The sequence below is a fragment of the Hymenobacter glacialis genome, from assembly GCF_001816165.1.
In the GTDB taxonomy this organism is placed as follows: domain Bacteria; phylum Bacteroidota; class Bacteroidia; order Cytophagales; family Hymenobacteraceae; genus Hymenobacter; species Hymenobacter glacialis.
On record NZ_MDZC01000058.1, the window covers coordinates 23,224 to 42,653 of the forward strand.

Here is a 19,430-nt window from a genome sequence, read left to right on the forward strand (position 1 = left end):
AAACCCTCAATCACCAAAAGGTGTTCAGGTCTTGCGCGCGGCAGGGCATCAATTCCTTGCCTGGTGCTGGCTCAGGTCCAAAAATAACATCGAAAGATATGTCTTTAAAAGTCGCCCTCTTTGGTATTACCCGCGACATCGTGGGCACTTCGGTCATTGAGCTGCCCGCCCCCGCCCCCGCCACGGTGGGCGAGCTGCTGGCCGAAATGCGTAAGCAATACCCCGCCCTGGGCGAGCTGCGCAGTTGTGCCGTGGCCGTAAACAACGAGTACGCCACCCACGACCACCCCCTGCGCACCACAGACGAAATTGCACTAATTCCGCCCGTAGCCGGCGGGTAGAAAACCAGTTAACTGAATAATGACTCCTCATCTTTCCATCACCGACCAGCCTGTAGACGTAGCTAGTGCCCTGGCTGCCGTGCAAACCGACGCTGCGGGCGCGGTCAATGCCTTTATCGGTACAGTACGCAATCAGTCGGGGGGTCGCCCGGTGCGTCGGCTGCACTACGAGTCCTACGATAGCATGGCCCTCACGCAGCTTGGCCACGTGGTGGCGCAGGCCTACGAAAAGTGGCCCATGCTGCAGGAAGTGGCAGTGGTGCACCGCAAAGGCACTCTGGAGCTAGGCGATGTGGCCGTGGTGGTGGCCGTGGCCACGCCGCACCGCGCCGAAAGCTTCGCCGCCTGCCAGTTCATCATCGACACGCTCAAGCAGGTGGTCACCATCTGGAAACGCGAGGAGTACGAGGACGGAACCGAGTGGGTGGCGGCGCACCCGTAGGGCAAATTATTTTCACAAAAAAGCCCGGTTCTGCGCAGGAACCGGGCTTTTCATTGCTATTCAATTACCCTTTTATGCTGAATTCGCGAAGTGTCTTTTCACATTCGCATGAACTGTTCTGCGGTGACAAGATGCTTCGCAAGTTCAGCATGACAGGTAGCTTCAGACTTACTTGCTGCCAATCAGGTAGCCGAGCGAGAGCTGGAAGGCCGAGTGGCGGGCATTTTTCAGGTCGCCGTTGAAGTAGGTGTTGTCGTCGCTCTTCACAAAGTCGCTGAAGGCGCCGGTGTAGCGCAGGCTTAGGCTCAGGCCGTTGTTGGCCTGGTAGCCCACGCCGGCCAGGTAGCCAAGCTCGTTGCGGTTGAGGCCGCTCACGTCGTTTTTATCGTTTGCTTGGGTGGTGGAGGGCGCGCCGCCCAGAGCCGGAGTCGTGGTAGTTTTGGTTTCGTTGTTGGAACCCAGCAGGTAGGAGTACTGCGGACCAGCCTCCACAATGAAGCCACCGGCGTTGATTTTCAACAGCACGGGCACGTCGAGGTAGTTGTAGTTCACGCTGCCTTCGCGCTTCTGCTTGGCACCGAGCACGGTCGTGAATTCGGTGGGCTTATTATCGAAGCCTTTCTGCGAATACAGAATCTCGGGCTGCACGGAGAAGAAGTTCTCCACGACGGGTATGTTGACCATCACACCACCCAAAAAGCCAATTTTGTTGTTGTAGGTGTTTTCGTTTTTGATGTTGCCGGACAGGTTGGAGTAGTTAGCGCCGGCACGCAGGCCAAAGCGCACATCCTGGGCCTGAGCCGATGAAACAGCCGCTGTAGCGAACAATGCTCCGATTAAAAATGCAGATTTTTTCATGGTGAGTGGAGAGTGTAAATGATTACTCGGGTTGGCTACATTCGAAAAGTGTGCCAATTGTGAACCATAAACGAACTTTTTTACAATTCTTGTATACAACACCCCGGCAAGGGAGTGACTTACCAGCCCGCACCGCAGCCACAGCAATTAATTGCCAATCAATTAGCCTATCAGCTCGCGCTCTGCAGCGGCTCGCTCTTCGGGCGTGTTCACGTTGCGCAGCTCCTCGGGCACGGGTGGTGCCAGCAGCTCAATATCAGAATTAATTAGCGCCTTGCGGGGACACGAATACCCCAGGCTCAAAAACCGCAGCAGCTGCCCGTAGCTGCGCGGCTCCCAGATGGTGACCAGCGGCTCCGGGAAATCATTCCACGGGCTGCGCAGGGCCGTGGCGGCGCGACTGGCTTGCCGGTTTGTCACCAGAAAATCCAGCGTGGTGCGGGTTAGGAATGGCAAGTCGCAGGCCAGCACCAGCCACGCCGCGTTGGGGTCGGCTTGAAATGCGGAAAGCAAGCCGCCCAGTGGGCCCAGGTTGAGGAAGGTATCGGGCAAGGGCTTCAGGCCGGCGGGCAGGGCGGCAGCCTGGTCGGGCCGCACGGACACGCGCACGTCGGGGCAAAACTCGCCGAGCAGGGCAGCGGTGTGCTGGCGCTGGTCGAGGGTGTGGTAGTGCAGCGCGCCTTTGTCGGTTTGCATTCGCTCGCTGCGGCCACCCGCCAGCACCAGGCCGCGCAACACGGGCGCCGCCAGCAGGTACCACTGGCGGATGAACGCGGCAATGCCGGCCGGGTCGGTAAGGCGCAGCACGGGTGGCAGCGGGGCGGTGCTCAGGTGCTGGGCCAGCACGGCGGGCAGTTCGGTTTGGCCATCAGCCAGCAGTATCAGGCGCACATCGGTGAGGCGGTCGAGCTTCTTATCCAACGGCTTGCGCGGGTCCACAATCACCACCTGCTGGCGGGCACGGAAGTGGTTGCCGTTCACCAGCACCACGCTTTCGTGAGCCAGCAATTCGGGCTGCGAGAACTTGTCCAGTGCTCGCACTAAGTTGAGCTGGCGATGGGTAATTTTATCAACCAATTCGGCCGAGAGGCCCTTTTCGGCTACCTGAGGGGCGGGGCGCGGTTCTGTGGCCAGCAAATCCTGGGCTTCGGAGGCCGCATCGCCGGCCGCGTGGTCGGCGTCGACGTAGGCCACGCGCAACGCGGGGGCCAGGTGCGGCAGCAGGTGCGCCACCAGCGCCTGAATGTCGCCGCAGGGGGCGCCCAGTATCGCCAGCTCGTGCCGGCCAAACTCCCCCAAATCGGGGCGGGCCAGGGCGGCGTGTTTCGAGCGTTTTGCAGCGGGGGTTGAAGAACTGTCCATGAAGAAATTTACAAATTTTCGGACCGATGAAAGTCGCTTTTACCGCCGGTTTTTTCCACCAACTGCACCGCGTCGATGGTGATGTCGTGCGAGAAGGCCTTGCACATGTCATAAATGGTGAGGGCCGCGATGGTGGCACCGGTCAGGGCCTCCATTTCTACGCCGGTGCGGCCCGTGACCACGGCGGTGCACTCCACGCGCAGGGCGGCGGGGCCGTCGGGCACGATGGTGACCTGGCAGTCGTCCAGCCCCAGCGGGTGGCAGAGCGGAATGAGCTCAGCGGTGCGCTTGGCCCCCATGATGCCCGCCAGAATGGCCGTGTGAATGACGGGGCCCTTGTGCAAGGGCATCTCGCCGGCCTGCACGCGGCCCAGCAACTCGGAGCCCAGCACCACGCGGCAGTGAGCGCGGGCCACGCGGCGGGTGGGCATTTTGGCGCCCACGTCCACCATAGTGGGCTGGTTGGCGGCGTTGACGTGGGTAAAATTCTTGGTTAGCATAAGATAGTATAGACGCGTAATTGCGTCTAATCGTTGGTAGTTAAAAAGAAAAGCGAGGGCGCAGCTCCAGGCAAGCGGCCACTTTGGCAATGCTAACAGCCAAAAATGGCGGCCGATTGTTTAGTCGCACAATAGGAATACCGATGCCTGTTTCCTGGCCGCGACTGGCCGAAAATACGTTGGCAGTTCTACAGGCCGGGCGCGTTAGGCCTGCTCGTGCTTTCTATTCGACATAAATACCCATCATGACCAATACCGCTTTAGTAGTGGGTGCCAGCGGCATTATCGGCAGCAACCTGGCCCGGGAGCTGCTGGCTAATAACTGGATAACCTACGGCCTGGCCCGCCGGCCCAGCACCGATGTTGCCGGCCTGCAGCCCGTGGCCGCCGACTTGCTCGACGTGGCCAGCCTGGAAACGGCCCTGGCCGACTTGGTGCCCACGCACGTATTCATCACCAGCTGGATGCGTAACGACACCGAGGCCGAGAACATTCGCGTGAACGGCGCCATGGTACGCAACCTGCTGGCCGTGCTTGGAAAGAAAGGTTCTGTGCAGCATGTCGCTCTGGTCACGGGCCTAAAGCATTACCTGGGGCCGTTTGAGGCGTACGTAAACGGCGGCCTGCCGCCCCCTACGCCGCTGCGTGAGTCGCAGCCCCGGCTGGCGCTCGACAATTTTTATTACGCCCAGGAAGACGAAGTGTATGCCGCGGCGGCCCGCGACGGCTTCATGTGGAGCATTCACCGCCCGCACACCATCATCGGCAAGGCGGTGGGCAACCTGATGAACCTGGGCACCACGCTGGCCGTGTACGCCAGCATCTGCAAAGAAACCGGCCGGCCGTTTCGCTGGCCCGGCTCGCAGGCGCAGTGGGACGGCCTGTCTGATGTGACCGATGCCCGCGTTATCGCCAAGCAACTGGTGTGGGCCGCGACTACAGAGGCGGCTCGCAACGAAGCCTACAACATTGTGAACGGGGATATTTTCCGTTGGAGCTGGCTGTGGGGGCGCCTGGCCGAATGGTTCGGCGTGGAGCCGGTGGGATTCGATGGTACCATGCATCCGCTGGAAGTCGAAATGGCTGGCGATGCCGACCTCTGGCGCGACATCGCCACGCGGCACGGCCTGGCCGAGCCGGACCTGAGCCGCCTCGCCTCGCCTTGGCACACCGACCTGGATTTGGGCCGTCCCATTGAGGTGATGACCGACATGGCCAACAGCCGCCAGCGCGGCTTCGCCGTGTACCAGCGCACCGAAGACTCGTTTTTCGACTTGTTTGCCCAACTGCACGAGGACCGATTGATTCCGTAGGTTCGCGGCAGCCGGCTCACCCCTGAACACTATTTCATTACCCCATGCTCTCTGTTTCCGAAGCCTTTACTCGTGTATTAGCCACTGCCCGCCCGCTGCCTGCCGAAACCGTGCCCCTACCCGAGGCGCTGGCTCGCGTGCTGGCCGAAACGCTCACGGCCGACCGCGACTTTCCGCCCTTCAACCGAGTGGCGATGGACGGCATTGCGGTGGTGCACGCCGCCTGGGCGGCGGGCCAGACGGAGTTCGCCATTGAGCACACGCAGTATGCCGGTGCGCCGCCCCAGCCGCTGCAAAACCCGCTAGCCGCTGTGGAAGTGATGACGGGCGCCGTGCTGCCCCCCGGCACAGACGTGGTGGTGCGCTACGAGGACACGGTGCTGGAAAATAACCGCGCCACCATTCAGATTGCTCCCCCCGCCGCACCCGGCGTCAACGTGCACCGCCAAGCCGCCGACCGCCGCCGGGGCGATGCGCTGCTAGCCCCCGGCACCCGCCTGGGGCCGGCCGAGCTGGCCGTGGCCGCCACCGTGGGCGCCGCCGAAATCCGCGTGACGCGCCGCCCGCGCGTGGCCGTGGTGAGCACCGGCGACGAGCTGGTGGGCATCAGCGAAACGCCGCTGCCGCACCAAATCAGGCGTTCCAATGCCTACGCCCTCCAGGGTTTGTTTATCCAAACGGGCGCCGAGGTGTCGCTTTTTCACCTCACCGACGAGCTCACGGCGCTGCGCCTGGGGCTCACCAACATCATCAATGCCGGCTTCGATGCTGTGGTGCTGAGCGGGGCCGTGAGCAAGGGCCGCGCCGACCACCTGCCGGGCCTGTTGCGCGAGTTGGAGGTAGTTGAGATTTTCCACGAAGTGAACCAGCGCCCCGGCAAGCCCATGTGGTTTGGGGCTAAGAGCGAAGGCCCGGTGGTGTTTGGGCTGCCCGGCAACCCGGTATCCACCTTTCTCACCGCCTGCCGGTACGTGCGGCCCTGGCTGCGCGCCGTGCAGCAGCCACTTGGCACAGCAGAAGCAGCAGATGAAGTGCCCGCACCCGCCATGCTGACTGTGGAAATAAATTTCAAGCCCCAGCTGGCGCATTTCGTGCCCGTGCGCCTGACCGTGGACGCCGAAGGGCGGCGGCTGGCCACACCGCTGCGCGTGGGTGGCTCCGGCGACCTCACCGGGCTGGTGGGAGCCAACGCTTTTCTGGAACTGCCGCCAGAGCCAGTGGTATTTGCGGCCGGCAGCGTGTGGCCGGCGTGGGGGCTGTAGCACATGCTTTCGCTTGTGCGTAGTGGGACAGTAGAGGAGGCCCAAGCGAAAGCATGTGCCACAAGTTGTATCTTTGTACTACGCTGCTATCCAGAAAGACCGAGGGACCGGGCCCGATGACGTCTTGGCAACCTACCACGAGTAGGTGCCAACTCCCGTTTCACCGCGTTTTTGGTGGAAGAAGATGACAGCCGGAACCGAGCCTCACCGCCTGGGTTTCTTTCTGGATACGCGCTTTTTGCCCGTTACTCAATCCGAAAGAAATGCCCACCGCCACCCTCGCCGCCGCCTCTCCCCTTCCCGAACTGCTCCGCCAGCGCCTGCTGATTCTCGACGGCGCGATGGGCACCATGATTCAGCGCTACCCGCTGACGGAAGAGGACTTCCGCGGCGCCCGATTTGCTGACCACGACCGGCCCCTGCGCGGCAACAACGACCTGCTGAGCCTCACGCGGCCCGACATCATCAAGACCATCCACGCCGAGTACTTCGCCGCGGGGGCTGATATGGTGGAAACCAACACGTTTTCGGGCACCACCATTGCCCAGGCCGACTACGGCCTGGAGCACGTGGTGTACGAGCTGAACTACGAGTCGGCGCGCTTGGCCCGCGAGGCGGCCGATGAATACTCCACGCCCGAAAAGCCGCGCTTTGTAGCCGGTGCCGTGGGACCCACCAACCGCACCGCTTCCCTCTCGCCCGACGTGAACCGGCCCGGCTTCCGCGCCGTGACCTTTGACGAGCTGGCCACGGCCTACCTGGAGCAGGTACGCGGCCTCGTGGACGGCGGCGTGGACACCCTACTCATCGAAACCATTTTCGACACGCTGAATGCCAAAGCGGCCCTCTACGCCGTGCAGAAATTCTTTGACGAAGGCGGCCGGGTGGTTCCCATCATGATTTCGGGCACGATTACCGACGCCTCGGGCCGCACGCTGAGCGGCCAGACGGTAGGCGCGTTCTGGAACTCCATCAGCCACCTGCCGCTGCTGAGCGTGGGCCTTAATTGCGCCCTCGGCGCCGACCAGCTCCGCCAGTACGTGCAGGAGCTGAGCCGCATTTCCGACGTGCACATTTCGGCCTACCCCAACGCCGGCCTGCCCAACGCTTTTGGCGGCTACGATGAGTCGGCCGAAGAATTTGCGGCGCTGGTGGAAGAATATCTGAAGGAAGGAATCGTGACGGTGGTGGGCGGCTGCTGCGGCACCACGCCCCAGCACATTGCCGAGCTGAGCAAGCTGGCGGAACGGTACAAGCCCCGGGCATTGCCCACTGAAATTCCCCCAGCCACCCACTTGAGCGGGCTGGAACCGTTCGCCATCAAGTCCGAAAGTCTGTTTGTGAACGTGGGCGAGCGCTGCAACGTGACCGGCTCACGGGCTTTCGCCCGCCTCATCCGTACGGGGGCTTATGAAGAGGCCCTGGCCGTGGCCCGCGTACAGGTGGAAGAGGGCGCCCAGGTGCTCGACATTAATATGGATGAAGGCATGCTTGACTCGGAGCAAGCCATGACCACTTTCCTGCACCTCATTGCCTCGGAGCCTGATATTTCGCGGGTACCTGTGATGATAGACTCCTCGAAATGGAGCGTGTTGGAAGCTGGCTTGAAGTGCGTGCAGGGCAAGAGCATCGTGAATTCAATCTCGCTGAAAGAAGGTCCCGAAGTGTTTTTGCAGCGTGCCCACACCGTGCGCCAGTATGGCGCCGCCATGGTGGTGATGGCTTTTGACGAGGATGGCCAGGCCGACACCTTGGAGCGTCGCAAGGAAATCTGCCAGCGCAGCTACGACCTGCTGATGGGCATCAATTTTCCGGCCGCGGACATCATTTTCGACCCCAATATCCTCATCGTTGGCACCGGCATGGAGGAGCACCGCAACTACGCCATCGACTTCATTGAGTCGGTGCGCTGGATAAAAGCCAACCTGCCGGGTGCCCTCACCAGCGGCGGCGTGTCGAACATTTCGTTCTCGTTCCGCGGCAACGACGTGGTGCGCGAGGCCATGCACGCGGCCTTCCTCTACCACGCCATTCAGGCGGGGTTGGACATGGGCATTGTGAACCCCAACCAGCTGGCGGTGTACGACGAAGTGCCCAAGGACCTGCTGGAGCTGGTGGAAGACGTGCTGCTCAACCGCCGCGCCGACGCCACCGAGCGCCTGCTGGAATTTGCCGACACGGTGAAGCAAAAAGGAAAAGTGGAAGTGGTGGCCGATGCCTGGCGGAGCCTGCCGGTGCAGGAGCGCCTCTCGCACGCGCTGGTGAAGGGTATCACCGAATTCATTGACGAAGACACCGAGGCCGCCCGCCAGGAGTTGCCCCGCCCGCTCGACGTGATTGAGGGCCCGCTGATGGCTGGCATGAACGTGGTGGGCGACCTGTTTGGCGCCGGCAAAATGTTTTTGCCGCAGGTGGTGAAATCGGCCCGCGTGATGAAAAAGGCCGTGGCCTACCTGGAGCCCTACCTGCTGGCCGATAAGCGCGGGCAGGACCGCCAGACGGCCGGCAAAATCCTGATGGCCACCGTGAAGGGCGATGTGCACGACATCGGCAAAAACATTGTGGGCGTGGTGCTGGCCTGCAACAACTTCGACATCATCGACCTGGGTGTGATGGTGCCGCTAGAGAAGATTCTCGACGAGGCCCAGCGCCAGCAAGTGGACGTCATTGGCCTGTCCGGCCTTATCACGCCCTCGCTCGATGAGATGGTGTACGTGGCCCAGGCCATGCAGAAGCGCGGTATGAAGGTGCCGCTGCTCATCGGCGGCGCTACGACTTCGCGCCTGCACACGGCCGTAAAAATCGCGCCCGCCTACAGCGGCGCGGTGGTGCACGTCAACGACGCTTCGCGCTCGGTGGGTGTGGCGGCGGGCCTGCTGGGCTCGGGCGAGGCGGCCTATGCCCAAACCGTGGCCGACGACTACGCCGCCCTGCGCGCCGACTACGCCAGCCGCCAACGCGACAAAAACTACCTGACCATAGCTGCGGCCCGCGAAAACGGCTTCAAAGCTGATTGGGCCACTACGCCCATCACCAAACCAACTTTCCTGGGCACGAAGGTGCTGGAAGACTATGACCTGGCCGAGCTAGCCGAGTACATCGACTGGACACCATTCTTCCACACCTGGGAGCTGAAAGGTCGCTACCCGCGCATCCTCACCGATGAGACATTGGGCGAAGCCGCCACCAAGCTCTTTGAAGATGCGCAGGCGCTGCTCAGGAAGATTATTGAAGAAAAGCTGCTCACGGCCCGCGCCGTACTGGGCTTCTGGCCGGCCAATACCGTGGGCCACGACACCATCGAAATCTACGCCGACGACTCGCGCGACACGGTGGCCACGGAGTTTTTCACGCTGCGGCAGCAGGGCGAGAAGGGCCCGGGCATTCGCAACGTGGCCTTTTCCGACTACCTGGCGCCCAAAGACTCGGGCCGGGCCGACTACATGGGCGGCTTTGCCGTCACGGCCGGCATCGGCATTGAGGCGCTACTGGAACAGTTTGCGGCCGACCACGACGACTATTCCAGCATCATGGTGAAGGCCCTGGCCGACCGCTTGGCCGAGGCTTTCGCCGAGCGCCTGCACGAGCGGGTGCGCCGCGAGTTCTGGGCCTATGCCCCCGACGAGCACCTGAGCGGCGAAGAGTTGGTGCAGGAAAAATACCGCGGCGTGCGCCCGGCCCCCGGCTACCCCGGCTGCCCCGACCACACCGAGAAAATCACCCTGTTCCGGCTGCTGGACGCGGGCGCCACTACTGGCATCACCCTCACCGAAAACCTGGCCATGTACCCGGCCTCGTCCGTGAGCGGCATGTACTACGCGCACCCTGATTCGCGCTACTTCGGCCTGGGCCGGATTGGCAGGGACCAGGTGGCCGACATCGCGCAGCGCAAGAATATGCCGTTGGCAGAGCTGGAACGCTGGCTGATGCCGAACCTGAACTACGAACCCAAATAATTAAGCCGTTAGCTTTTAGCTGCTAGCCATTAGCTCTCCTCCTATAAAATTACTATTGCCAAAAGCTCTTAGCTAAAGGCCAACAGCTAACCGATGAAAGTTACCGACCACCTGGACCGCGCCAACGGCAAAACGCTGTTTTCCTTTGAAGTGCTGCCGCCGAAAAAGGGCGAAAACATCCACACGCTGTTCTCGAATATTGAGCCGCTGATGGAGTTCAAGCCACCGTTTATCGACGTGACGTATCACCGCGAGGAGTACGTGTACCGCCACCACCCCAACGGGCTGCTGGAGAAGAAAACCGTGCGCCGCCGGCCGGGCACCGTGGGCATTTGCGCGGCCATCAAAAACCGCTTCGACGTGGACACCGTGCCCCACCTCATCTGCGGCGGCTTCAGCAAGGAAGAAACGGAAAATGCGCTGATTGACCTCCATTTTCTGGGCATTGACTCGGTGCTGGCCCTGCGCGGCGACCCCATCAAGAGCGAGGGCATCTTCAAGCCCGAGCCCGACGGGCACGCCTACGCCGCCGACCTCATCGGGCAGGTGGCCGACCTGAACAAGGGCGAATACCTCGACCAGGAGCAGGACGACAGCTGGGCCACCGGCTTCTGCATTGGCACGGCCGGCTACCCCGAAAAGCACTTCGAAGCGCCTAACTACCAGTCCGACATCCGCTACCTGCGCCACAAAGTGGACCGCGGCGCCGACTACGTGGTGACCCAGATGTTTTTCGACAACGAAGAATTCTTCCGGTTCGAGCGCCTGTGCCGCGAGGCTGGCATTATGGTGCCCATCATCCCGGGCCTCAAGCCGCTCACCTCCAAGTCGCAGCTCACCATGCTGCCGCGCACGTTTTACCTCAACCTGCCCGAGCCGCTGGTGGAAGCCATCAGCCAATGCCGCGACAACGAGGATGCACGGCGCATCGGCATTGAGTGGTGCATCAACCAGAGCCGCGAGCTGATGGCCCACGGCGTGCCCTGCCTGCACTACTATTCCATGGGCAAGTCGGAGAGCATCCGGCGCATCGCGGCCGAGCTGTTTTGAAATTAGTGCGCAATCATTCGGTTCCTTCCAGCGTCGTTTATTCTACTGGAGTAACTTGTGTTATTGTTCACTGCCAACTGTTCACTGCTAACTGTCTATGCTAGACGAGCTTTTTGCCCGCTTGCGGCTGGCGGCGGCGCCGGCCGAGATTGAGGTGCTGCAAAACGGCATCTGGCAGGTGTGGTTAGCCACCGGCGAAGTAGCCCTCGACAAGGAGCTGGAGGCGGGCATGCGCGCCATGCAGGCGGGCGAGCACGCCCTGGCCATTGCGCACTTCACCCGCATCATTGAAGCCAAACCCGAATTTGCCGAGGCTGGAACAAACGGGCCACGGCCTACTACCTGCGGGGTGAGTACCGGGCGTCGTTGGCCGACATCCGGGAAACGCTGCGCCGGGAGCCGCGCCATTTCGGCGCGTTGTGGGGGCAGGCCACCATGCTGCGCCAGCTGGGCGAGTACCGCCGCGCCCTGCGCATTCTGGCACGGCTGGCCGCCATTTGCCCGCACTTGCCCGGCCTGCAGGAACAGCAGCTCAGCCTGCGGGAGGACTTGGAGGGAGGCGGCTTATCGGAATAGCACCATTGCGGAGCTTGGGAGTTTATAGTACCTTTCCTGTCCCCAAACGTTTGGGGACAGGAAATATTTACTAATTCGCAAATCCGCACGCTGTTATACCGTGAAAAATACCATTTTGCCATACTGCTGGCTATTGCTGCTTGTGGGAATGGCCGGCACTGCCGACGCCCAGAAGGTGCGGACTACCAAGTGGGAAAGTGGCTTGCTGGACCACCGCACCAAAGTAGGTGTGTGGGAGTACTACGGCATTACGCCTTCTAAGGAAAAGGTGGTGGTGCAACGCTACGACCACTCGACCAAGCAACTGGTTTACTTCCGGCCCAACGGCGAGATGCGCTACCGGACCCAAACCAGCCCCGGCCAATGGGCGCACCGCGTGGTAGACCGCCCCCCGCTGTTTATTGGCGGCGATGCAGCCCTGGCGGTGTACACCACCCAGCTGCAATACCCGCAGCTGGCGCAGGAACGCCGCATTCAGGGGCCGGTCACCATTGGCTTCGTGGTAGATACGCTGGGCCACGCCACCAGCCACCGGGTGCTGCGCAGCATTGGAAGCGGCTGCGACCAAGAGGCCCTGCGGGTGGCCCGCACCATTCCCGACGAATGGATACCGGCGCAGATAGGGCCCGCGGCCGTGGCCGCCGAGTATGAGTTGACGTTGACCTTTCGGCTGGCGCAGCCGTAGAAGGCACCATCGCAACCATCTCACCACTACTTGCGGCTCCCTTTTGCTATGGAAATACGGTTCGAAAAAACAAGCACTGCGCTGCGGGCCACGTGCGGCTCGTTGCTGGCCGCCCTGCTGCTCACCGGCTGCGACTCCACGCCCCGCGAGCGGCAGGAAGTAGCCCGCGAAGGCGTACGCGAGCTGGACACCCTGGCCCGTACCGCTGCCCAAAAGGTAGCCCGCCTGGGCAAAGCCACCGCCAGCTACGACGCTGCCAACCGCGCCCGCCGCAACCAGCCCCTGGACCCGCGCCAGGAAATTGCCATGGAAACCAAGCTGATGGGCCCGTACTCCGGCCAGCTCGACAACCTCACGCCCGCCGACCTGCCCAATGCCTATGCCCAGCTCATTCGCGCGGCCCGCGAGCAGCGCGACACCTGGACCGACCGCGACTGGGACTACGCCCGCGCCGTGTACCGCCGCCTCAACGACCAGGTGAAGCAGATTCGCATGGACCTGCCGGCGCGCGAGGAAGTGCGCATCCGGGCCCGGCAGGCCGAATTTGTGGCCCTGCAGGCCAGCCGCACGGCCGAAGACATCAAGGATGCCACCCGGCAGCAGGCAAAATAAGCTTTGAGTGTTGAATGTTGCGTTGTGGATTGGTCGAAGAACTTGCTCATAGATTCACAACTTAACATTCAGCACTCAATACTTTTGAGCATGGCCAGTCCGGATTCCGTCATTTTTCTTGAGTCGTACTACGAACCCATTGCGGCCAACCTGGCCCGTACGCGGTTGGAAGCGGCGGGCATTCCGTGCTTTCTGAGCAACGAGAATCTGGTGTCCATCATGCCGCTCTACAGCCCCATCACGGGCGGGGTACGGCTGCACGTGCGCCAGCGCGACGCCGAAGCGGCCATTGCCGTGCTCAGCGAAGTACCGGTGCCCCTGGCTACCACGCCCGATGTAGCTTCTTTTGCGGCCGATGCGCCCGACCCCGTGGCCCCGCGCTGCCCCAACTGCGGCTCTTCGGATGTGGCTTACGGGGCGGCCACGCGCAATACCTACAGCTTCTGGTCGGGGGTGCTGTCGGTGCTGCTGCGCTACCCCTTGCGCGGCAAGCGGCACCACTGCTTCCACTGCGGCCACGAATTTAAGTAGCGGCTCCGGGGATTCGGGGGTTAATAAGTAGTAGACCAAAACCGGTTCAAAATCCATACTGTATTTTCCCAAATTACCGTTATTGCGGCATGGCTTGGGTTACTTACCGGGGGCGACGGGGCCCTGTGTTGCTTATGGGGCTGCTGCTGGGGGTGTGCCTGCTGGGGCTATCGGCTCGGGGCCAGGCACAAGGGGCCGGCAACGGCATCAAAGGTGATTATTACGAGGGCACCGACTTTGAAAAGTTCGTGCTGAGCCGCCGCGATGCCAGCATCAATTTCAACTGGGGACACCAGCCGCCGGCGGACGGCATGCCGGCTGAGACTTTTTCGGTGCGATGGACGGGTTGGCTGGTGCCGCCGGCCAGCGGGCGCTACGTCTTTCACGTGACCGTAGACGACGGCATCCGCATCTGGGTCAACGACAAGCTCATTCTCAACGAATGGCGGGGCCAGGCCGTGAGCAGCTACACCGCGGCCATCAACCTGAGGGCCAACGAACCCTGCCGCTTGCGCGTGGACTATTGCCAGTACAGCATGGACACCCGGGCGGTGGTGACCTGGGAGCGGCCCGACCAGCCGTTGACCACGCCGCCCCCGGCCACGTGGCGCAACCTGTGGGGCCTGAACGCCGAGACCCCAACCCCGCAGCCTATCCCTACCCAATTTCTATACACGCGCAACCCCAGGCCAATGCCGCCGCTGGCTGTGCAGCCGCAACCGGTGACAGTACAGGCCAAGGTGCCCGTCCGGCCCCAGCCTCAGCAGGCGGCGGCACGGCCGCGCCGCACCCAAAAGCCCTCGGTTGGTACGGCCAGGCGGGTTCGGAAGGTCGTTCCAGCTGTTGTCATAGCGCCCGGCCCACTGCCCGAGCCAGCGCGACCAGTAGCCGATTCGGGCCGCACAGCGCAGCTGTCACGCTTGACGGTGGGCGAAACGGTGACCTTGCCCGAGCTGTATTTCGACCAGGGCCAGGCCCAGCTGTTGCCCGCCGTGCGCACCGCGCTCGACGAGTTGGCTGCTACGCTACGGGCCCGGCCCGAGCTGCGCTTCGAAGTGCAGGGCCACACCGACAACGTGGGCAACGCCGAGCTGAACCGGCAGCTCTCGCAGCAGCGGGCCGCCGCTGTGTGCCTCTACCTCACGGCGCACGGCGTGCCCAAGCCCCAGCTGCGCCCCGTGGGCTACGGCGGCACCCAGCCGGTGGCCGATAATACAGACCCCGCCCAACGGCCGCTGAACCGTCGGGTGGTGTTGCGGCGGCTGTAAAAACCAGTCCGGCCGGCGTGACTTGATGTGACCATTCTGCCCTTTTTCGCGTAAGCAAGGGTCCACATTTTCGCCCATTTGCATGACTACGAAAAAAACTGCCGCCGCCAAACCTACCCCTAAGGAGCCCGCTACGGCCGCCAAGGCCGCACCCAAAGCTGCCCCTGCTAAAGCCGAACGCCGCCCCATGGCCACCGATTTTAAGGAGGCGGCCCAAAAGCTGCCCTACCCCGCCAGCCAGGCCGATATGAAGCTGCAGCCCGATTCAGACCTGGCCAACTACCGCGCCGCCGGCAAGCTCCAGAACAAAGTAGCCCTCATTACCGGGGGCGATTCGGGCATTGGGCGGGCCGTGGCCATTGCCTTTGCCAAAGAAGGTGCCCACGTGGCCATCCTCTTCAATGAAAACGTAAAGGATGCCGAAAAGACCAAGCAAATGGTCGAGAAAGAAAAGCGCAAGTGCCTGTTGCTGCAGCTCGACGTGCGCGACCCGGAGCAGTGCCGGCAGGCCGTGCGCCGTACCCTGGACGAGTTGGGCGGGCTCAACATTCTGGTGAACAACGCCGCTTTTCAGATGAGCCAGGAGAAATTTGAGGACATCAGCGAGGAGCAAATCCGGCGCACGTTTGACACCAACATTCTCGGCTACATCTGGATGGCGCAGGCGGCCCTGCCACACCTCAAAAAAGACGACTGCATTATCAACACGGGCAGCATTGTGGGCATCACGGGCATTCCGATTTTGGTGGACTACGCGGCCAGCAAGGCCGGCATCCACGCCCTCACCAAGTCGCTGGCTCTGTACTTGGGCGAGCGCGGCATCCGCGTAAACTGCGTGGTGCCCGGCCCGGTCTGGACGCCCAATATCCCGGCCACCATGCCCATGGAAGAAATCAAGAAGTTCGGCCACGAAGTGGCGCTCAAGCGCCCCGGCCAGCCCGAGGAAATAGCGCCCGCCTACGTGTTGCTGGCCAGCCAGGACGGCTCGTTTATGACCGGCAGCCTGGTGCACGTGACGGGCGGCAAGCTCAGCAGCGACGAATAAGGCCCCGAATAACGTGGCCCCGGAGGCGGCCGAATTATCAGATGATATCGGCCGCCTCCTTTTTTATAGCCACCCAGCTATAGCTGTTTAGCAAACTTTTCAAGCGTTAAACAATCAATCTATTTAAAAGCCGGTTACCTTTCGCTAACGGCCCTATCAGCCATGCCAATGGCATAGTGGCTGCCACCTATTCACACTTTCTTTCACTCCCATTCCCATTCCTTATATGGCTGAAAATTCCGCATCTCTGCTTGACCGCAGCCGCACCGTGGCGGGTCCCGGTTACAACCGCTGGCTGATTCCACCGGCGGCGTTGGCCATTCACTTAGCCATTGGCCAAGCCTACGCTTTTAGCGTGTTTAAGAAGCCCATGGGTGCCCTCATCAGTGGCAACGTGGACGCTCCCGCACCCACCGACTGGACGGCCGGGCAGCTAGCCGTTATCTTCTCCATTGCCATTGTGCTGCTGGGCCTCTCGGCCGCCGTGTTTGGCAAATGGCTGGAGCGCGTGGGCCCGCGCAAGGCCATGATGGCCTCGGCGCTGTGCTTCGGCGGCGGTTTTCTGATTGCTGCGCTGGGCATCAGCATGCACAACATCTGGGTGGTGTACTTCGGCTACGGCTTCGTGGGCGGCATTGGGCTGGGCATCGGTTACATTTCGCCGGTGAGCACCCTGATTAAGTGGTTTCCGGACCGGCCGGGCGTGGCTACCGGCATGGCCATTATGGGCTTTGGTGGCGGCGCCATGATTGGCTCGCCGCTGGCCGTGGCGCTCATGGCGCAGTTTAAAGGCGTTGCGCCCCTGGGCGTGGCCCCCACGTTCATTGTAATGGGCCTCATTTACCTGGCTTTCATGATGTTCGGCGTGTTCACCATTCGCGTACCGGCCGACGGCTGGAAGCCTGCTGGCTACGTGCCCAGCACCCAAACCAACGCCCTCATCACGTCTTCGAACGTGGATGCCGACAATGCCATTAAGACGCCCCAGTTCTGGTTGCTGTGGGTGGTGCTGCTCTGCAACGTGACGGCCGGTATTGGCGTGCTCGAAACGGCTTCGCCCCTCATTCAGGAAACGTTCTCAGACAAAAACATGGGCGATGGCCGGGGCGTGACCGCGGCAGCTGCGGCGGGCTTCGTGGGCCTGCTCAGCTTGTTCAACCTGCTGGGCCGCTTCTTCTGGTCGTCGGCCTCCGACAAGATGGGACGCAAGCCTACCTACATGATTTACTTCGGCCTGGGCATTGCCCTGTATGCCCTGGTGCCCTCGCTGGCAGCAAGCGCCTCGCTCACGATGTTTGTGATTGTGTGCTGCGTGATTCTGAGCATGTACGGCGGTGGTTTTGCCACCATCCCGGCTTACCTGCGCGACTTGTTTGGCACCATGCAAGTGGGGGCCATTCACGGCCGCCTGCTCACGGCCTGGTCTACGGCCGGCATCCTGGGGCCGCTGCTGGTAAACTACCTGCACGACAGCCAGAAGGCCAAGGGCCTGACCGGCGCTGCCGCCTACCAGACCGTGTTTTACACCATGGCCGGCTTGCTGGTGGTGGGTTTCATTGCCAACCTGATGGTGACGGCCGTGAACGAGCGGTACGCTTTCAAAGGCACCGTGACCTCTGCCTCGGCGGGCCACTAGGTTTCAGTTTTTCACTTCCTTATTCATTCCCGATATGAATCCGCAACCGAATTCGCACCCCAGCAACAGCGAAGAGCCCAGCTCCACCATGTCGGTGGCATTGGCCTGGCTGTTTGTGGGCGTCCCCCTGATGTGGGGCGTTTCGCAAACGTTCATTAAAGCTCTGACTCTGTTCAAGTAGTCCTGCTTTTTGTTAATGCAGACTGAGAAGCAGCCGGCCTTGTGTCGGCTGCTTTTTTTTGGGTTGGCTAGTACTATTTTCAGTATAAAGCTGAGCAGCTTTTTACCGCTCGAAATTGGCTTTACTTTACGGTTATGAAAAAGCTATTCGCGCTGGCCCTTTTGGCCCTGTTGGGGTCGGTATCGGCCAACGACCCACTGCAAAAAATCCGTCAGTTCCGGCAGGCTCACGAACACGAGTTGCTGACTGAGTTTGAGCAACTGGTAGCCATCCCGAACGTAGCCGCCGACACGGCCAACCTGCGCCGCACGGCCCTGTTTATACAGGACATGATGCGCCGCCGCGGCATTAAGACGCAGCTGCTGGCGGCGCCCACGGCGGGCGTGCCGCCGGTGGTTTTCGGCGAAGTACGCACGCCGGGCGCCACCCGCACCGTCATTTTCTACGCGCACTACGACGGCCAGCCCGTGAACCCCGCCCAGTGGCGCGAAGGCCTCAGCCCCTTCACCCCTGCGCTGGCCACGGGCCCGCTCGACCGCGGCGGTCAGCTGGCAGCCCGGCCCGCGCCCGGCCAGCCCTTCAGCCCCGACTGGCGCCTGTATGCCCGCAGCGCCTCCGACGACAAAGCCGGCGTGATGACCATCCTGACTGGCTACCAGGCGCTGATGGCCAGCAAGCTCAAGCCCAAGGTCAACATCAAGTTCTTTTTTGAAGGCGAGGAAGAGCGGGGCTCGCCGCACCTGGCCGAAATTCTGGCCCGCCACAAAACGCTGCTCGCGTCGGACGTATGGGTGATTTGCGACGGGCCGGTGCACCAGTCGGGCCGCAAGCAGGTGGTGTTTGGCGCGCGCGGCGACGTAAACATGAGCCTGAAAGTGTACGGCCCGCGCCGCCCCCTGCACAGCGGGCACTACGGCAACTGGGTGCCCAACCCGGCCCTGGCCCTGTCGCGCCTGCTGGCTTCCATGACCGACAGCACCGGCCGGGTGCGCGTGGCGGGCTTCTATGATGACGTGACGCCGCTTACTCAGGCCGAGAAAACAGCCCTGGCGCAGGTGCCGAATCTGGACAAGACCATTCAGCAGGAGCTGGGCTTTGCCCGGCCGTACGGCACCGGCCAGTCGCTGGTGGAGCTGCTCAACCAGCCTTCGCTCAACATCAACGGCATGCAGAGCGCCAACGTGGGCGCGCAGGCGGCCAACGTCATTCCCACGGTGGCCTCGGCCGTGCTGGACCTGCGCCTGGTGCCCGGCAACGACGCCCAGCGCCAGGTGCAGAAGGTAATCCGCCACATTGAGCGGCAGGGCTACCACGTAACCACCGCCGAACCCACCGACGCCGAGCGCGCCCAGTACCCGCTGCTGGCCCGCGTGCAGCCCGAAACCGGCTACAATGCCCAGCGCACCCGCCTCGACCTGCCCATTGCCCGCCAGATTATTGCCGCCGTGCAAACCACTACCCCCGACCGCGTGGTGGTGCTGCCCACCATGGGCGGCAGCCTGCCGCTATACGTGTTTGAGCAGCAGCTGCAAGCCCAGACCATCACGGTGCCCGTGGCCAACTATGACAACAACCAGCACGCTGAAAACGAGAATATTCGCCTTGGTAATCTATGGGATGGGATTGAGACCATGGCGGCTATTATGCTGCTGAAGTAGGCGGTTGTCCTTGCATTTGGCTTACCCTAGAACTGTTCAGTTGGGTCGTCCTCCGGTTGGTTGAAGTACTTGATAAGGTTACTTACGACAACTCATTTGAAATCAGAGTAAACGGCGAACGCACCGCATTGATTTCAGCTGAAGTAAGCTGCAA

General features: G+C 62.1%; 18 protein-coding genes and 1 riboswitch. Of the genes, 15 read left to right on the forward strand and 3 right to left on the reverse strand.

Features of this window, described 5'->3' with window-relative positions:
* Positions 1–98 precede the first annotated feature (98 nt).
* Positions 99–341, forward strand: coding sequence for a MoaD/ThiS family protein (locus BEN48_RS08985; RefSeq protein WP_070734256.1), 243 nt, complete (start codon positions 99–101; stop codon positions 339–341).
* A gap of 19 nt (positions 342–360) precedes the next feature.
* Positions 361–783 carry a molybdenum cofactor biosynthesis protein MoaE gene (locus BEN48_RS08990; RefSeq protein WP_070734257.1) on the forward strand — a complete coding sequence of 141 codons (423 nt, stop codon included), beginning with the start codon at positions 361–363 and terminating at the stop codon, positions 781–783.
* A 168-nt stretch (positions 784–951) separates the two neighbouring features.
* On the opposite strand, the gene BEN48_RS08995 is transcribed toward BEN48_RS08990, so the two are convergent.
* From BEN48_RS08995 to moaC, 3 genes are all read right to left on the reverse strand, one after another.
* On the reverse strand, positions 952–1,641 hold the full coding sequence (locus BEN48_RS08995; protein WP_070734258.1) for a porin family protein: 690 nt from the start codon (positions 1,639–1,641) through the stop codon (positions 952–954).
* 162 nt (positions 1,642–1,803) lie between these two features.
* Positions 1,804–3,003, reverse strand: a complete 1,200-nt coding sequence (locus BEN48_RS19735; protein WP_083320914.1) for an NTP transferase domain-containing protein — start codon at positions 3,001–3,003, stop codon at positions 1,804–1,806.
* Between the two features lie 8 nt (positions 3,004–3,011).
* On the reverse strand, positions 3,012–3,503 hold the full coding sequence (gene moaC, locus BEN48_RS09005; protein WP_070734259.1) for a cyclic pyranopterin monophosphate synthase MoaC: 492 nt from the start codon (positions 3,501–3,503) through the stop codon (positions 3,012–3,014).
* A 245-nt stretch (positions 3,504–3,748) separates the two neighbouring features.
* Here moaC and BEN48_RS09010 point away from each other — a divergent pair, with 245 nt between their 5' ends.
* From BEN48_RS09010 to BEN48_RS09065, 13 genes are all read left to right on the forward strand, one after another.
* Positions 3,749–4,816: an SDR family oxidoreductase gene (locus BEN48_RS09010; protein WP_070734260.1), complete on the forward strand. Its 1,068-nt coding sequence runs from the start codon at positions 3,749–3,751 to the stop codon at positions 4,814–4,816.
* Positions 4,817–4,860: 44 nt separating this feature from the next.
* A complete protein-coding gene (locus BEN48_RS09015; protein ID WP_070734261.1) occupies positions 4,861–6,078 on the forward strand; it encodes a molybdopterin molybdotransferase MoeA in 1,218 nt (405 codons plus the stop codon).
* An 83-nt stretch (positions 6,079–6,161) separates the two neighbouring features.
* Positions 6,162–6,269: riboswitch (SAM riboswitch) on the forward strand.
* A gap of 72 nt (positions 6,270–6,341) precedes the next feature.
* Positions 6,342–10,034: a methionine synthase gene (gene metH, locus BEN48_RS09020; RefSeq protein WP_070734262.1), complete on the forward strand. Its 3,693-nt coding sequence runs from the start codon at positions 6,342–6,344 to the stop codon at positions 10,032–10,034.
* A 93-nt stretch (positions 10,035–10,127) separates the two neighbouring features.
* Positions 10,128–11,084, forward strand: a complete 957-nt coding sequence (metF, locus tag BEN48_RS09025) for a methylenetetrahydrofolate reductase [NAD(P)H] (RefSeq protein ID WP_070734263.1) — start codon at positions 10,128–10,130, stop codon at positions 11,082–11,084.
* Between the two features lie 366 nt (positions 11,085–11,450).
* Positions 11,451–11,660 (forward strand): hypothetical protein, encoded by a 210-nt coding sequence (locus BEN48_RS09030; RefSeq protein ID WP_070734264.1) that lies wholly within the window; start codon positions 11,451–11,453, stop codon positions 11,658–11,660.
* A gap of 148 nt (positions 11,661–11,808) precedes the next feature.
* The gene (locus tag BEN48_RS09035) at positions 11,809–12,345 is read left to right on the forward strand and encodes an energy transducer TonB (RefSeq protein ID WP_158010134.1); all 537 of its coding nucleotides are present in this window, start codon (positions 11,809–11,811) and stop codon (positions 12,343–12,345) included.
* Between the two features lie 48 nt (positions 12,346–12,393).
* Positions 12,394–12,957: a hypothetical protein gene (locus BEN48_RS09040; RefSeq protein ID WP_070734266.1), complete on the forward strand. Its 564-nt coding sequence runs from the start codon at positions 12,394–12,396 to the stop codon at positions 12,955–12,957.
* Between the two features lie 90 nt (positions 12,958–13,047).
* On the forward strand, positions 13,048–13,488 hold the full coding sequence (locus tag BEN48_RS09045) for a putative signal transducing protein (RefSeq protein WP_070734267.1): 441 nt from the start codon (positions 13,048–13,050) through the stop codon (positions 13,486–13,488).
* Between the two features lie 89 nt (positions 13,489–13,577).
* Positions 13,578–14,756, forward strand: coding sequence for a PA14 domain-containing protein (locus tag BEN48_RS09050; protein WP_083320915.1), 1,179 nt, complete (start codon positions 13,578–13,580; stop codon positions 14,754–14,756).
* A gap of 187 nt (positions 14,757–14,943) precedes the next feature.
* Entirely contained in the window at positions 14,944–15,801 is an 858-nt protein-coding gene (locus BEN48_RS09055) for an SDR family oxidoreductase (protein WP_070734274.1), read from the forward strand.
* A 226-nt stretch (positions 15,802–16,027) separates the two neighbouring features.
* Positions 16,028–17,437 carry an L-lactate MFS transporter gene (locus tag BEN48_RS09060; RefSeq protein ID WP_070734269.1) on the forward strand — a complete coding sequence of 470 codons (1,410 nt, stop codon included), beginning with the start codon at positions 16,028–16,030 and terminating at the stop codon, positions 17,435–17,437.
* A gap of 34 nt (positions 17,438–17,471) precedes the next feature.
* On the forward strand, positions 17,472–17,618 hold the full coding sequence (locus BEN48_RS19300) for an MFS transporter small subunit (protein ID WP_193408668.1): 147 nt from the start codon (positions 17,472–17,474) through the stop codon (positions 17,616–17,618).
* Between the two features lie 134 nt (positions 17,619–17,752).
* The gene (locus tag BEN48_RS09065) at positions 17,753–19,276 is read left to right on the forward strand and encodes a M20/M25/M40 family metallo-hydrolase (RefSeq protein ID WP_070734270.1); all 1,524 of its coding nucleotides are present in this window, start codon (positions 17,753–17,755) and stop codon (positions 19,274–19,276) included.
* The last annotated feature ends 154 nt before the right edge of the window (positions 19,277–19,430 follow it).